The organism is Novosphingobium arvoryzae (assembly GCF_014652615.1).
In the GTDB taxonomy this organism is placed as follows: domain Bacteria; phylum Pseudomonadota; class Alphaproteobacteria; order Sphingomonadales; family Sphingomonadaceae; genus Novosphingobium; species Novosphingobium arvoryzae.
In genome coordinates this window covers 1-15,025 of sequence record NZ_BMZD01000004.1, presented here as the reverse complement: position 1 = coordinate 15,025, position 15,025 = coordinate 1, and the positions used below count along the sequence as shown (strand labels likewise).

Below are 15,025 nucleotides of genomic sequence, written 5' to 3'. Positions count from 1 at the left end.
CTCAGGCGAAGGACAGCGCCATCACCCGCTTCACGCCCGGCAGGGTGCGCGCGGTGGCGATGACTTCGGCCGGAACCGGGCTATCGACCGACAGCAGCAGCACGGCTTCCCCGCCCGCATTGCGCCGACCCAGGTTGAACGTGCCGATGTTGATGCCGTTCTCGCCCAGCAGAGTGCCGATCCGGCCGATGAAACCGGGGGCGTCCTCGTTGACGATATACATCATGTGGCCTGCCAGTTCGGCTTCGACCTTGATGCCGAACAGTTCGACGAGGCGCGGTTCAGCGTTGCTGAACAGCGTGCCGGCAACCGAACGTTCGCCGGCCTCGGTCTTCACCGAAACGCGGATCAGGGTGTGGTAATCCCCTTCCTTCTCGGTCTTGACCTCGCGCACTTCCATGCCGCGTTCCTTGGCCAGGAACGGTGCATTGACCATGTTCACGGTGTCCGACTGGACGCGCAGGAACCCGGCCAGCACGGCGGCGACGATCGGCTTGATGTTCAGTTCCGCCGCCGCGCCTTCGGCGTGGATCGAGATACGCGGGATCGACCCGGTGGTCAGCTGGCCCATCAGGCTGCCCAGCTGCTGCGCCAGCGCCATGTAAGGCTTCAGCTTCGGCGCTTCCTCGGCCGAGAGCGACGGCACGTTGAGCGCGTTGGTGACGCCGCCGGTGACCAGATAGTCGGCCATCTGCTCGGCCACCTGCAGCGCCACGTTGACCTGCGCTTCGGTGGTCGATGCGCCCAGGTGCGGGGTGCAGATGAAGTTGGGCGTGCCGAACAGCGGCGATTCCTTGGCCGGTTCGGTTTCGAACACGTCGAGCGCGGCCCCGGCTACCTGGCCGCTGTCCAGCGCGTCCTTCAGCGCCGCTTCGTCGATCAGCCCGCCGCGCGCGCAGTTGACGATCCGCACGCCCTTCTTGGTCTTGGCCAGGTTTTCGCGGCTCAGGATGTTGCGGGTCTGGTCGGTCAGCGGGGTGTGCAGCGTGATGAAGTCCGCGCGCGCCAGCAGTGTGTCGAGGTCGACCTTTTCAACGCCCATTTCGACCGCGCGTTCCGGAGTCAGGAACGGGTCGAACGCAACGACCTTCATCTTCAGGCCCAGTGCGCGGCTGGCAACGATCGAGCCGATGTTACCCGCGCCGATCAGGCCCAGGGTCTTGCCGGTCACTTCGACGCCCATGAAGCCGTTCTTTGGCCAGAGGCCCGCCTGGGTCTGCGCGTTGGCTTCGGGGATCTGCCGCGCGAGGGCGAACATCATCGCGATGGCGTGTTCCGCGGTGGTGATCGAGTTGCCGAACGGGGTGTTCATCACCACCACGCCCTGCGCCGAGGCAGCCGGGATATCGACGTTGTCCACGCCGATCCCGGCGCGGCCGATCACCTTGAGGTTCTTGGCGGCCGCCAGAATTTCCTTGGTCACCTTGGTGGAGCTGCGGATGGCAAGGCCGTCATAGTCGCCAATGCGGGCGATCAGCTGTTCGGGGGTTTCGCCGGTGATGACGTCCACATCGCAGCCGCGATCGCGGAAGATCGCTTCGGCGTTGGGGTCCATCTTGTCGGAAATGAGTACGCGGGGCTTGGTCATGGAAAGCCTCTTTCAATCAGAATGGGGAATGCGGGCGGGCGCATGGCCCGCCCGGAAAATCAGGCAGCCTTGGTGGCTTCGTAAGCCCAGTCGAGCCACGGCCCGAGCGCTTCGATGTCGGCGGTTTCAACCGTCGCGCCACACCAGATGCGCAGGCCCGCCGGGGCATCGCGGTAACCCGCGATGTCGTAGGCGGCGTCTGCCTTTTCGAGGAGGCCGGTCATCTTCTTGATGAAGTCCGCATCCGCGCCTTCGACCGAGAGGCACACCGACGTCTTGGAACGGGTGCCCTTGTCCGCCGCAAGGTGGCTCAGCCAGTCGCGTTCGGCCACGATCTTGTTCAGCGCGTCGGCATTGGCGGTGCAACGGTCCTTCAGGCCTTCCAGCCCGCCAACCGACTTCGCCCATTCGAGCGCGAAGATCGCGTCTTCTACCGCCAGCATCGACGGGGTGTTGATGGTTTCACCCTTGAACACGCCCTCGGCCAGCTTGCCCTTGCTGACCAGGCGGAACACCTTGGGCAGCGGCCATGCGGGGGTATAGGTTTCCAGCCGCTCGACAGCGCGCGGGCCCAGGATCAGAACACCGTGGCCGCCTTCGCCGCCCAGCACCTTCTGCCACGAGAAGGTGGCGACATCGATCTTGTCCCACGGAATGTCGTAAGCGAAGACCGCACTGGTCGCGTCAGCGAAAGTCAGCCCTTCGCGATCAGCCGGGATCCATTCGCCATCCGGCACGCGCACGCCGCTGGTCGTGCCATTCCAGGTGAACAGCACGTCATCGGCGAAATCGACCTTCGACAGATCGGGCAGCTGGCCATAATCGGCGCGGTGCACCTTGGGTTCCAGCTTCAGCTGCTTAACCGCATCGGTGACCCAACCTTCACCAAAGCTTTCCCAGGCCAGAGCCGTAACGCCGCGGGCGCCCAGCATCGTCCACATCGCCATTTCGAAGGCGCCGGTATCCGATCCCGGCACAATGCCGATGCGGTGCGTATCTGGCAGGCCCAGCACTTCGCGCATCAGATCGATGCAATAGGCCAGACGCGACTTGCCGATCTTGGCACGGTGCGAACGGCCGAGGCATTCGGTAGCCAGTTTTTCGGGAGCGTATCCGGGCGGCTTGGCGCACGGGCCGGACGAGAAGAAGGGGCGCGCAGGCTTGCGAGCCGGAACAGGTGCAGTCATTTGTAGTCTCTCCTTGCAGAGAGCACGCGCGGCGTTGGGACCGCGTGGCCCGGAGCCGCAGGTAGTGGCGGCCAGCGGGAAGTCAAGCGAATGCTGCACTGAATACGTCAGCAGACCTCTCAAGGCGCGAGGCTTACGGAAAAATTAACCACATCATGGTATCCCGCCTTAACCACGTGCGGGGAATATTGAGCCCATGCGCAAGTTGCTCCTGATCCTGCCCTTGTCAGCCCTGCTGGCAGCGTGCGGCGCGATCCCGCAGGCGTCGAAGCCCGCGCGCCAGGCGATTTCGCAATCGACCGTTCAGGTGACACCGCGCCCGGAAATGCGGGCCTGCCTGTCAAGCCTCAGTGCAGCCCGCGCCGCTTTCACCCCCCTGCCCGACCAGTACTTTGGGGCTGGCTGCTCCACGCTGGGGACGGTCAAGCTCGCCAGCTTGCGCAGCGACGATGCGCAGCTGGCCCTGACCAACCTGGGGCCGGTTACCTGCCCACTGGCGGAAACCTTTGCTGCGTGGGCGCGCTTTGGCGTCGACCGGGCAGCACAGCAGATCCTGGGCAGCCCACTGGTGCGAATCGAAACGATGGGCAGCTATAACTGCCGGAACGTGGCGGGGTCGGACCGCCGCAGCGCCCACGCGACCGCCAACGCGATCGACATCGCCGCGTTCGTGCTGGCGGATGGGCGCCGGATTACGATTACCGGTGACTGGCACGGCGGCACCCCCGCCGAGCGCCAGTTCCTGACCGCGATCCATTCCAGCGCATGCAAACGGTTCGGTACCGTGCTGGGCCCCGCCTACAATGCGGCCCATCGCGATCACCTGCATCTGGAACTGTCGGGCAGATCGTTCTGCCGCTGATCACTACCACCCCGGAAAGGGCGCCCGGCTGGCGACGCCTGAAGATTCGTCACCAGCCGAGCTTGGGTAGGTAAATGGCCTGCCCGGTCTGCACGCTGGAGGGGAGGGGCTATGCAGGCTGGCTTGACCTGTCCGTGGGTGATCCGGACAGGTGCAAGGTGGGCCAGCAACCCGGCTGATCCAACCCGGACCTAAGGTGGTAGGGCTAAAGCCCAGCCTCGACCGCCAGACGCACCGCATCGGCAGAGGTGGCAACTTCAAGCCGCTGCAACAACAGCGCCCGGTGCATTTTCACAGTCTTCTCGCTGAGCGAAAGTTCGTGCGCGATCTGCTTGTTCAGCCGCCCCTGCGCCATCAGCACCAGGATTTCGCGCTGCCGCGGGGTCAGGCTGTCAACCTTCGCCAGGGCGGCAGCACGGCGATCGCTGGAAAATCCGCCATTGTCGCGATCGAGCGGCACCTCGACCTGCGAACCCAGGTAGAACGCCAGTTCCCCGTCGTCGTCGAACATCGGGGCGACCATCACCACGTTGCGGAACGGCACGCCATCCTTGCGGTAATTGACCGTTTCGAACAGCACACCGCGCTTTTCGCGCCTCGCGATCTCGATCTGCGCGCGCACTTCGGGGCGAGTCGGTTCGCGCGAAAGGAACCGGCAGTTGAGCCCGATGATGTCCTCTTCGCGATAGCCGGTCAGATCGGTAAAGGCCTGGTTGCAGGCGATCACCGGATTGTCCGGCAGACGCGGATTGGTCAGGCACATGGCCATCGGGCTTTGCCGGATCAGGGCCGGCAGCGGCGCATCAGCGTCACCGGACTGCATTTCTTGTTCCATCGTCCCGCTTGCATTCGCCGTCATGCGGCGAGCAATGCCCTAAATACCGTATTGAGGCAACGCCGCGAATGAGCATGGCCGCTTACCCACCGCTACGGTGATAAAAGCTATAGTCAGGTAGGGATTCGAACGCGAGTTTCAACGCCTCGCTCCAGCCCGCAGAAATCGCCCGGTAATACGAATCATCCGCCGCGATCCGGCGGGCGTGGGCGGCCTCGAATCGGTCACGGGCAATCACCAGCAGGTCCAGCGGCATCCCGACCGAGAGGTTCGCCTTGATCGTGGAGTCGAAGCTGACCATCAGCAGCTTGACCGCGTCTTCAAAGCTCATCCCCGGCTCATACCCCCGGATCAGGATCGGTCGACCATACTTGGTTTCGCCAATCTGGAAGAACGGCGTGTCGAAGCTTGCCTCGATGAAATTGCCTTCGGGGTAGATCAGGAACAGGCGCGGCTCCATTCCCCTGATCTGTCCGGCTAGGATGATCGACGCGGTGAAGGTGGCCGATCCTTCCTGCCCGTTGTGCGCATCGATCCGGGCAATGGTATCACGCAGCAACTTGCCCACGATCGTCGCGACCTGGAACATCGTCGGCGCTTCCAGCAGCGAGTTATGCCGGTCTTCAGGCGCCTTGTTGCGCTCTTCCAACTGGCTGATCACCGACTGCGTGGTCGCCAGGTTGCCCGCCGTCATGATCGAAATGATCCGCTCACCCGGCACAGACCAGTGGTGCATCTTGCGGAAGGTGGAGATGTTGTCGACGCCCGAATTGGTGCGGGTGTCGCTCATCAACACCAGACCCTTGTCGAGCATCATGCCAACACAATACGTCACGCGCAGCCCCCTTTTGCCCCGCGCCTACTGGTTGGCGTGCTGTTGTTCAACCGCAAGCTGCACCGCCAGCCGGGTTTCATGGGCGCCCCACGACATTCCGGTCACCGGTGCCGCCTCGGCGTAATCACGGCCCGTGGCGACGCGGACATAACGCTCGTCAGGACTGATGCCGTTGGATACATCGAACCCGACCCAGCCCAGTCCATCGACATGAGCCTCGGCCCAGGCATGGCTGGCTTCCTGCTCGATCCGGTCATCCATCATCAGATAGCCGCTGACATAGCGCGCGGGCACGCCCAGTGCGCGGGCCGCGCCGATGAAGATGTGGGCATGGTCCTGACACACCCCCAGCCCCAGCGCCGCCGCTTCCTCACCCGAGGTATGCACCCCGGTCTCGCCCGGCGCATAGGCGACATTGGCCAGCACCAGCGCCGAAAGCCGGTGCAAAGCGGCCAGCGTTTCGTCCTTCGACACGTCCAGCTGCGACAGAATTGCGCGCATCCGTGGCCCCGGCCGGGTCAGCGGCGATTGCGCCAGAAAGCTCCACATCGGCATATGCCCGGAATGATGGCCGGTAATTCCGTGGTTGTCCGCCGTCGCCACCAGCCCTTCGCAGTGGACCACCACCTCGCTGACCCCGGGGACTACCGAGACAAGCGTCACGCGGTTGTGGTTATGGTCCTCGTAACTGACTTCCTCGACCGCGCCATCATACTGCATCCGCCAGTCCAGCACCTGCTGGCCGGCGGTCGATTTGGGAGTCAGCCGCAGGCGTTGCAGCCCATGCGAGACCGGCTGCGAAAATTCATACCGGGTGGTGTGGGCAACTTTCAGGCGCATCAGGCGTAGAACCTGTAATCCTGTTCGATCGCCTGCGCCACCTGCTGGTTGCTGGCGATGAAGGCGGTGATGAATTCGTGCAGCCCGCCCTCCAGGATCGTCTCGATATTGCTCTGGTGAAAGGTCGTTCCCAGTTCGCGCATCAACTGGTGGGCCGTGGATTCGCAGCCGTATTCGTGCGCCAGCCCGAACAGGTTGGAGCGCAGCTTGTCGACGCAGAACGCCAGGCTGCGCGGGAAACGCTGGTCCAGGATCAGGAAGCTGGCGATCCCGCGCGGGTCCATCTTGCCCGCATTGAGCCAACGATAGGCCCGCTCCCCCGCCACGGCGCGCAGCACCGATTCCCACTGCACGTTATCCAGGCTGGAGCCGACCCACGCGACCGAGGGCAGCAGCACGTAATACTTAACGTCCAGAATGCGCGCGGTATTGTCGGCGCGTTCCACGAACGTGCCGATCCGGGTGAAGTTGTGGATCTCGTTGCGCAGCATCGATCCGTCCATCGCGCCGCGCACCAGCGTCATCTGCCGCCGCACCGCGCCCAGCACTTCGCCCAGCGCGGCTTCGCGCACGGGCCGGGCCAGCACGTCCTTCAACGACATCCAGCTTTCGTTGACCGCTTCCCAAACCTCGCGGGTCAGCGCGGTGCGGACAGAACGGGCGTTGGTGCGCGCCGCCTCGATCATCGCCAGCACGCTGCCGGGGTTAGCCTTTTCACGCAGCAGGAAATTCCAGACCTTGTCGCCACTGTAATCGCAGCCATGCGCCGCTTCATAAGCGGCGGTCGCGCCGACGGTGATGATGACCGAGCGCCACTCCTCATGAGCAGTGATCGCATCGCGGGTCAGCGCCATGCGGAATCCCGCCTCCAACAGGCGCGAGGTGTTTTCCGCGCGCTCCAGATAGCGGGCCATCCAGAAAGTGCCGTTGGCAGTGCGTCCGAGCATGGCCATCAGTCCTCCAGCACCCAGGAATCCTTGGTCCCGCCGCCCTGCGACGAATTGACCACCAGCGACCCCTTTTTCAGTGCCACGCGCGTCAGCCCGCCGGGCGTGATGTCGATCCCCTGCGGGCTTACCAGCACGAACGGGCGCAAATCGACATGGCGGGGAGCCAGGCCCGCCTTGGTGAAGATCGGCACGGTCGATAGCGCCAGGGTCGGCTGGGCGATGTAGTTGTCCGGCTTTGCGCGCAGCTTGAGTGCGAAATCGGCGATTTCCTTCTTCGAGGAAGTCGGCCCGATCAGCATCCCGTATCCGCCCGAGCCGTGCACTTCCTTGACCACCAGCTCAGCCAGATTGTCGAGCACATAGGCCAGGCTGTCCGGCTCGCTGCAGCGCCACGTCGGCACATTCGCCAGCAGCGGCTTTTCGCCGGTATAAAACTCCACGATTTCCGGCATGAAGCTGTAGATCGCCTTGTCGTCGGCGATCCCGGTGCCGGGGGCATTGGCGATCGTGATGCGCCCGGCACGATAAACGTCCATGATCCCCGGCACGCCCAGAGCCGATTCCGGATTGAACGTCAGCGGATCGAGATATTCGTCATCGACCCGGCGATAGATCACGTCGATCGGCGTGTACCCGCGCGTGGTGCGCATCGCGACCCGCCCATCGATCACGCGCAGGTCGCTCCCCTCCACCAGTTCCGCACCCATCTGGTCGGCCAGAAACGAGTGCTCGAAATAGGCGGAATTGTAGATCCCCGGCGTCAGCACCGCGACCACCGGGCTCTCCCCCGCACAACTGGGCGCACAGGCCGCGAGGCTCTTCGCCAGTCGGCGCGGATAGTCCTGCACGGGACGAACCGGAACCTTGCTGAACAGTTCCGGGAACATCGCCATCATCGTCTCGCGGTTCTCCAGCATGTAGGAGACCCCCGACGGCGTGCGCGCATTGTCTTCCAGCACCATGAACTCGTCGGGGCCGGTGCGGACCAGATCGATCCCGACAATGTGGGTATAGACCCCGCCCGGCGGCACCATTCCCACCATCTGCGGCAGGAACGCGGCGTTTTCCGCAATCAGCCGCTGTGGCAAACGCCCCGCACGGACGATTTCCTGGCGGTGATAGATATCGTGCAGGAACGCGTTAAGCGCCCGCACCCGCTGCTCGATCCCCTTGGACAGCTTGCGCCATTCGCGCGCGGTGATGATCCGGGGGATCATGTCGAAAGGGATCAGCCGCTCCTCGCCCGCGTCGTCGCCATAAACGTTGAAGGTGATGCCAGTCTTGCGAAAGAACCCTTCGGCCTCCTTGCCCTTGCGCCGCAGCACCGCCTGGTCCTGTCCGTCATACCATTCGCGGTAGCCGGTATAGGCTTCGCGGATCGATCCATCGGCGGCGATCATCTCGTCAAACGACGAGGGCAAGTGACTCATCGGCTTGCGTCCCCTTCGCCGCCTATGACTGCCGCGTGACGGAACGAAGTCAAGCGCAATAATGCTGCAAGTGCGAAAAGAAGTGCGGTCAGGCTCGCCAGCGCAGCGACATGCAGGTGAACCCGGCGTCGATCTTCGCAATTTCAGCGTTGGGCAACACCGTGACCTTCGCCCCATAACCGTCCAGCATCTCCGCCAGCCGGGGATAGCCTGTTCCCACCAGCAACGTATCACGCACGCGCAGCACGTTGGCTCCGCCCTCTTCACCGGCCGGGACCTCCAGCACGCGGTAACCGGCAAAGATCCCGCTGGCGACGAGGGGCGCGGTGGCCAGAACGGTTTCCTCATCCACCAGCGAACTGGCCGTCTTGAGGTGAAGCACCTCCGCCGGGGTTTCGGCCACTTGCCAGCGAATGCCCAGTTCCTCCAGCAACGCGCCCAGCGCTGCCGCGCCGGTCCGGTCGGTGCGGGCGGACAGGCCGATCCAGGCCCGATCCGGCATGACCAGCACATCGCCGCCATCGGCATAGCCATCGGCCTGCTGCAATACGCGCGGGAAGCGGCGGTTGAGCGCATCTCGCAGATACTGCCCCTCCGCCTCGCGGCTGGGCGCGCCGGGGCGCAGCAGGATCGCCCCTTGCGTAAACACCAGCGCCGGGTCCTCGACAAAGATCGCGTCGGGGAAGTCCTCCAGCGGTTCCAGTTCCTCCACCGTCAGCCCGGCGCTGCGCAGCGCCGCGACATATCCGGCATGTTCGGCCAGCACGCCATCCAGCGTGGGATCGTCTCCCCCGCCCGCGCGCAGACCCTTGACCACGCTGGCGCCAGGGCGGCGCACGATGGCATCGGTGAAATCGAAGATGCGGGACATGACGTTCCTTACTTGCAGTCGCCGATGCGCTGGGTGCTGATCGAGCCAGACATCTTCATCGTCTCACCCGGCATATCGGGTGCGCTTGCTTCAGACTTCATCGTCAATTCCGATCCGGTCGGCGTGAACGTGCCCGCTACTTCGGACTTCGTAACCATGCCTTGCCCGGTCTTGCAGGTCATCGCCGCGTCCAGCCTGCCATCCTGCGCCCTGAAGCGCTCATAAGTGCAATTGCCCTCGGCGCTGCGGCGGGTCATCTCCTCGAACCCCTTGGCGGCATCTTCAGGCGTCAGGCAGTATTCCACGGTCTGGCCCGTTGCGCTGAACATGCCCTTGGCCTGCGCGGCCATTTCGGGCGGCATGCCGGGGATCGCCAGATCTGTGATTTTCGTCACCATGCGGTACTGCCCCGGCTGCGGCTGGGCGATCCCGGCCGCGGCTGCTTCTGTCGGCATGATCTCGGCAGATTCCGCTTCGTCCTTGGCTTGCTGGCAAGCACCCAGCAGCGCTGCCCCGGCGAGTCCGATCACAATCGAGATGCGCATGCTATCCTGCCTTTCGTAAAGACCGCGGCGGAACGCTAACAGCCGCAACCGCTTCTGCCAATGCCGGCGCGCGGACTGCGATTCGCCGCATTTCCCGTGCCAGAGCGTCAGTCGGAGGCTTCGACACAAGCGCACAAAAATTGTCCTGTCGGCTGCTCATGCCGGCCCGCAGCATGCAAACCATCAGCATGCCGTAACGGCAGCGCCGGAGACGGCAGAAAGACCGTGCTGATTGCCGCCCTTCGCGCTGGCAGGAAAGCGGCCGTTACTGCAACGCATGCCTTGCGAAACGCGCTTTTCCGCGCCACTTTGCACGGCAACATCACAAACCGGAGAGAGACCGTGGACCTTGAATTCAGCCCGGAGGACATCGCCTTCCGCGACGAAGTGCGCACCTTCATCGCCGAAAACTATCCCGCCGAACTGCGCGGCAAGCAGGACGAGGGGGACGAGCTTTCCAAGGAAGATTTCCTGTCGTGGCACAAGGTGCTCTACAAGAAGGGCTGGGTCGCCCCGGCTTGGCCCGTGGAATACGGCGGCACCGGCTGGACCGTGACGCAGCGTTACATCTGGTCGGAAGAAACCGCTCGTGCGGACTGCATCCGCCTGATGCCGTTCGGCCTGACGATGGTCGGCCCGGTGATCTACACGTTCGGCACGCCTGAGCAGAAGGCGAAGTTCCTGCCCCGCATCCTGTCGGGCGAGGACTGGTGGTGTCAGGGCTATTCCGAACCGGGTTCGGGCTCTGACCTTGCGTCGCTGCGCACCCGCGCCGTGCGCGATGGCGATCACTACATCGTCAACGGGCAGAAGACCTGGACGACGATGGCCCAGCACGCTGACTGGGGCTTCTTCCTGGTCCGCACCAACCCCGATGCCAAGCAGCAGGAAGGCATCTCGTTCCTGCTGGTCGACATGAAGACCCCCGGCATCGAAGTGCGCCCGATCATCACGCTGGGCGGCGAGCACGAAGTCAACGAAGTGTTCCTCGAAGACGTCCGCGTGCCGGTCGAGAACCGCGTGTACGAGGAAGACAAGGGCTGGACCTGCGCCAAGTTCCTGCTCGCCCACGAACGCGTCGGCATTGCCGGCGTCGCCGCATCGAAGCGCGGGATCGAACGCATCCGCCAGATCGCCGCGAACGAGCTGGACGGTGAAAAGCCGCTGCTCGCCAACCCGTTCTTCCGCCGCAAGGTGGCCGAGCTGGAAATGGACCTGACCGCGCTGGAATACACCGAGTTGCGCACGCTGGCCGGTGAAGCGGCGGGCAAGGGTCCGGGCGCGGAAAGCTCGGTCCTCAAGATCAAGGGCAGCGAAATCCAGCAGCGGCTGACCGAACTGACGCTCGAAATGGCGGGCCATTACGGCGCCCCCTATTTCCGCAGCTTTGGCGAGGGCGACAACGAGCATGGCATCGGCCCGGCCTGGGCCAACCGCGCCGCGCCGACCTACTTCAACACCCGCAAGACCACGATCTACGGCGGCTCGAACGAAATCCAGCGCAACATCATCGCCAAGATGGTGCTGGGGCTCTGACCCGGCTGGCCCGCCGCCCGCGCACAAGCGGGTGGCGGGCCGCCAGCGCTGCAACATACCATTCCGGGTGAACGCGCGCCGCGACGCGCGGAACGAGAGGGACTTTCAATGGATCTGAGCTTCACCGAAACCCAGGACATGCTGCGCGACACGCTCGCGCGCTTTCTGGCCGATACGTATGACTTCGAAACCCGCAAGAAGATGCTGGCCAGTCCCGAAGGCCGCGATCCCGGCATCTGGCGCGCGCTGTCGAGCGAGCTGGGACTGACCAGCGCCCCCTTTGCCGAGGAGCACGGCGGCATGGGCGGCGGCGCGATCGAGAACATGATCATGATGGAGGAACTGGGCAAGGTCATCGCGATCGAACCCTGGCTCCAGACGGTCGTGATCGGCGGCGGCGCGCTCAAGGCCGTGGGCGGCGCGGTGGCCGATGCGGTGATCCCCGGCATCATCGCGGGCGATACCACCATCGCCTTCGCCTATGCCGAACCGCAGGGCCGCTACAACCTGGCCGACATCGGCACCACCGCGAAGGCGGACGGCGCGGGCTATGTCCTCAATGGCCACAAGGCCAGCGTCTATGCCGCGCCGTGGGCCACGCACCTGCTGGTCACTGCCCGCACTGGCGGCAGCCGGCGGGAGCGCGCGGGGGTGGAGCTGTTCCTGATCGATGCGAACAGCCCCGGCATTTCCCGCCGCGACTATGCCACGGTCGATGGCTTCCGGGCCTCGGAAGTCTACTTCGAAAACTGCGCCATCCCCGGCGATGCGTTGCTGCCCGGCGGGATCGACCTGATTGAGCGGATCGTCGATGAAGCCACCGTCGCGGTCTGCGCCGAAGGGTCCGGCATTGCCCGCAAGCTGCTGGAAGGCACGGTGGAATACACCAAGCAGCGCAAGCAGTTCGGCCAGCCGATCGGCAAGTTCCAGGCGCTCCAGCACCGCATGGCCGACATGCTGATCGAGGCGGAGCAGATCGCCTCGATGACGCTGATGGGCACCCTGCGGCTCAACATTCCGGCGGCCGAGCGCAAGGCGGCGGTCAGCCTGGTCAAGGCCAAGGTATCGCGCGGCCTGAAGATCGCCGGGCAAAGCGCGGTGCAGACCCACGGCGGGATCGGCATCACGATGGAACTGGCCATCGGCCACTACTTCAAGCGCGCGACGATGATCGAGAGTCAGTTCGGCACCGCCGACTATCACCTCGAACGCTATGAGGCGCTGACGCTGCCCGCGTAAGCCTTCAACCCAAAACACCACGTGACGGCCGCGTCATCCAACCCGGATGGCGCGGCCGTTCAGCTATAGGCCACGCCCCGCAAATCCAGCTCCGGCGCCGTCACCATGCCCCCGCGCACCAGCCGGGGCCGCGTGTGGGTGGACCATTGCCACGTCCCCACGCGGATGAAGGTGTGATGCGCCAGCGTGCGCGCGCCCATCCGCTTGTGCGAGAGGATCGCGGACAGGTTGTAATCGCTCACCCGGCTGAGCGAGTGGGTCAGCCCCCGCGCCGCCATCCACGCCCCCGTCCCGGCCCACAGCGCGGCAAAGGCGCGGCCCAGCCGGAACTTCGGCGCGATCCACAACCCCGTGTCCCAGCAGCAATGCTCTGGCAGCAGGAACCGCACCTGCACCTCGTCCTCGTCATAGCGCCCCGTCCCCAGCCAGATCACGCCGGTCAGCTGGTCCTTGCGGTTGAACGCCCCCAGGCAGGTCAGCCCGGCGGCAAAGCGCAGCGCCTGCACCTCGGCCGGAGCATCGATCCGCTGCCCCGCCGCCGCCAGCGCGCCCAGCGCCGCCGCGTCCAGCGCCTCCACCCGGTATCCGGCGGGCATGTCCGGCAGTTGCGCGCGCGGCTGCGAGACGATCGCATAGCGGTGAAACGCGGCCACGCCCGATGCCTGCGCCGCGCGGGCGAGGACATAGGAGAACGTGCCGAGCATTCCCAGCAACTGGATCGTCTGTATCGCCGCCAAGGCGGTGCCTCCGTTCGTGGTGGACGCAGTATGGTCAAATAGTCCTAAAGAACCGCAAACCGCGCCTTCGGGGGGCATTCCGCGCCCGTTTAGGCCTGCGCGGGTATCAACCAGCGCACCCTGCCCCCCACCGGCCCGGCCCGCCCCGCGCGCGCCAAACCCCCGTTTCCTGCGGCTTTGGCTCCCGCGCGGGGCAGGTGCAAAAAACGCAAGTTGATGAAAGTCATGCTTTGGGCACTCTTTCCCAAACCGAAATCGCACCCCGCCCCCGGCGCGGACCGGCGCGGGCGGGATCGGGACGAGGCGGGAGAGCAGGGAGAGAGGCGACGGCACGGCAATTCCTCCGATGGACGGGACGGAACTGGCCAGCCTAACGGGTTTGGGCGGTGTAGGAAAATGGGCGCGCGGAGAGACGCGGAGCCGCAGAGAGTCTAACACTCGCCCCCGGCGTCCTTGATCGCCGTCAGCAAGGCGCGCCTGGACGGGGTGCGGTTTGTGCCGGAATTGCGGGACAGATCCGGCTCGGCCAGTTCAGCCCGGCGCCCGGTCTATGCCGGGGCGGTTTCTTCCGGATCAGTCTTCAAGCGCCGCGATTCCATGTTCGCCTATCGTTTCTTCGCGGATGCGGCGCTCAAGATGCACCCGGTCCAGCGTCAGGTGAACGACTACTTCTTTGGACTCCCTGCGCCGGAGTTACCACTGCCCGCGTTTCCGTTTCCGCCATTACCTGCAGGCGGTGTCCCCAAGCTCCCTCGTGGGCCTTGATAGCCAAGATTCACATTACCCGGCGTCACATTGGCTTTGGTGTTTGAATTCGGGTTGCTTTTACTATTCACAACTCAGTCCCTTCACTCAATCACTTCTTATCACCCTGAGCAGGCTTCGAAACCGCAGTGCCGGAGGTAGGCGGAGTTCCAAGCTGGACGCCTCGAAAAACTCTGGCGTTTGAAGGTCGGATTTGATTCACTTCGCCGACGAGGCGTCGGAGGCGGTGATGGCAGGGCAGCCGGGTTTCTTTGATCTTTCGGACCGGTACGAGGCGCTGAGCGCGGCGGGCGATCCGCTGGAGCGCTTGGGTTCGGTGGTTGATTTTGAGGTGTTCCGCGGTCCATTGATTGCCGCCTTGCGCCGGAGCGTCCGAGGTAAGGGCGGGCGCCCCCCGTTCGATCCGGTCCTGATGTTCAAGATTCTTGTGCTGCAGGCGCTTTATTCGCTGTCGGACGAAGCGACGGAATTTCAGATCAAGGATCGGCTGTCGTTCCAGCGGTTTCTCGGCCTTGGGCTCGATGGCACCGTGCCGGATGCGACGACGGTGTGGTTGTTCCGGGAGCGTCTGGTCCAGGCCAAGGCGATCGACCGATTGTTTGCCCGCTTCGACGCTGCGCTGAAGGATCGGGGGTATCTCGCCATGGGCGGCCAGATCATCGATGCTACGGTGGTGCCGGCGCCCAAACAGCGCAACACTGAAGCAGAGAAGGCAGCCATCAAGGAAGGCCGTGTGCCCGAGGACTGGAAGCCGGCCAAGACCCGACAAAAGGACCGCGATGCGCGTTGGTCGATCAAGTACAGC

At 64.5% G+C, this 15,025-nt stretch carries 15 protein-coding genes; 5 read left to right on the top strand and 10 right to left on the bottom strand.

The window, feature by feature from the left end:
- Window position 1 precedes the first annotated feature (1 nt).
- Both serA and IE113_RS09295 read right to left on the bottom strand, forming a co-directional pair.
- Window positions 2-1,588 (bottom strand): phosphoglycerate dehydrogenase, encoded by a 1,587-nt coding sequence (gene serA, locus IE113_RS09300; RefSeq protein WP_189540747.1) that lies wholly within the window; start codon window positions 1,586-1,588, stop codon window positions 2-4.
- Window positions 1,589-1,647: 59 nt separating this feature from the next.
- Window positions 1,648-2,775 carry a phosphoserine transaminase gene (locus IE113_RS09295; RefSeq protein WP_189540745.1) on the bottom strand — a complete coding sequence of 376 codons (1,128 nt, stop codon included), beginning with the start codon at window positions 2,773-2,775 and terminating at the stop codon, window positions 1,648-1,650.
- Between the two features lie 196 nt (window positions 2,776-2,971).
- On the opposite strand from IE113_RS09295, the gene IE113_RS09290 reads away from it, so the two are divergent.
- On the top strand, window positions 2,972-3,637 hold the full coding sequence (locus tag IE113_RS09290) for an extensin family protein (RefSeq protein ID WP_189540743.1): 666 nt from the start codon (window positions 2,972-2,974) through the stop codon (window positions 3,635-3,637).
- Window positions 3,638-3,842: 205 nt separating this feature from the next.
- Here IE113_RS09290 and IE113_RS09285 read toward each other — a convergent pair whose 3' ends face one another.
- The 7 genes from IE113_RS09285 to IE113_RS09255 all read right to left on the bottom strand — a co-directional run bounded on the left by IE113_RS09285 (window position 3,843) and on the right by IE113_RS09255 (window position 9,943).
- Window positions 3,843-4,472: a LuxR C-terminal-related transcriptional regulator gene (locus IE113_RS09285; RefSeq protein WP_229822254.1), complete on the bottom strand. Its 630-nt coding sequence runs from the start codon at window positions 4,470-4,472 to the stop codon at window positions 3,843-3,845.
- Between the two features lie 82 nt (window positions 4,473-4,554).
- Window positions 4,555-5,307, bottom strand: a complete 753-nt coding sequence (locus IE113_RS09280; RefSeq protein WP_189540741.1) for a proteasome-type protease — start codon at window positions 5,305-5,307, stop codon at window positions 4,555-4,557.
- Between the two features lie 24 nt (window positions 5,308-5,331).
- Window positions 5,332-6,147, bottom strand: a complete 816-nt coding sequence (locus IE113_RS09275; protein WP_189540739.1) for a transglutaminase family protein — start codon at window positions 6,145-6,147, stop codon at window positions 5,332-5,334.
- Window positions 6,147-7,094 (bottom strand): alpha-E domain-containing protein, encoded by a 948-nt coding sequence (locus tag IE113_RS09270; protein ID WP_189541344.1) that lies wholly within the window; start codon window positions 7,092-7,094, stop codon window positions 6,147-6,149. The genes IE113_RS09275 and IE113_RS09270 overlap by 1 nt, the downstream gene beginning before the upstream one ends.
- Before the next feature lie 5 nt (window positions 7,095-7,099).
- A complete protein-coding gene (locus IE113_RS09265; RefSeq protein WP_189540737.1) occupies window positions 7,100-8,527 on the bottom strand; it encodes a circularly permuted type 2 ATP-grasp protein in 1,428 nt (475 codons plus the stop codon).
- Window positions 8,528-8,615: 88 nt separating this feature from the next.
- The gene (locus tag IE113_RS09260) at window positions 8,616-9,398 is read right to left on the bottom strand and encodes a dimethylarginine dimethylaminohydrolase family protein (RefSeq protein ID WP_189540735.1); all 783 of its coding nucleotides are present in this window, start codon (window positions 9,396-9,398) and stop codon (window positions 8,616-8,618) included.
- Window positions 9,399-9,406: 8 nt separating this feature from the next.
- On the bottom strand, window positions 9,407-9,943 hold the full coding sequence (locus tag IE113_RS09255; RefSeq protein ID WP_189540733.1) for a DUF3617 domain-containing protein: 537 nt from the start codon (window positions 9,941-9,943) through the stop codon (window positions 9,407-9,409).
- 342 nt (window positions 9,944-10,285) lie between these two features.
- On the opposite strand from IE113_RS09255, the gene IE113_RS09250 reads away from it, so the two are divergent.
- Together IE113_RS09250 and IE113_RS09245 are read left to right on the top strand one after the other, a co-directional pair.
- The gene (locus IE113_RS09250) at window positions 10,286-11,479 is read left to right on the top strand and encodes an acyl-CoA dehydrogenase family protein (RefSeq protein ID WP_189540731.1); all 1,194 of its coding nucleotides are present in this window, start codon (window positions 10,286-10,288) and stop codon (window positions 11,477-11,479) included.
- Between the two features lie 108 nt (window positions 11,480-11,587).
- Window positions 11,588-12,718 (top strand): acyl-CoA dehydrogenase family protein, encoded by a 1,131-nt coding sequence (locus IE113_RS09245; protein ID WP_189540729.1) that lies wholly within the window; start codon window positions 11,588-11,590, stop codon window positions 12,716-12,718.
- A 59-nt stretch (window positions 12,719-12,777) separates the two neighbouring features.
- On the opposite strand, the gene IE113_RS09240 is transcribed toward IE113_RS09245, so the two are convergent.
- Complete coding sequence (locus IE113_RS09240) at window positions 12,778-13,455, bottom strand: hypothetical protein (RefSeq protein ID WP_189540727.1); 678 nt, start codon at window positions 13,453-13,455, stop codon at window positions 12,778-12,780.
- Window positions 13,456-13,908: 453 nt separating this feature from the next.
- On the opposite strand from IE113_RS09240, the gene IE113_RS09235 reads away from it, so the two are divergent.
- Together IE113_RS09235 and IE113_RS09230 are read left to right on the top strand one after the other, a co-directional pair.
- Window positions 13,909-14,220: a hypothetical protein gene (locus IE113_RS09235; protein WP_189540726.1), complete on the top strand. Its 312-nt coding sequence runs from the start codon at window positions 13,909-13,911 to the stop codon at window positions 14,218-14,220.
- 229 nt (window positions 14,221-14,449) lie between these two features.
- Window positions 14,450-15,025 (top strand): transposase (locus IE113_RS09230; RefSeq protein ID WP_189541342.1); only part of this gene is annotated, 576 nt, incomplete at its 3' end.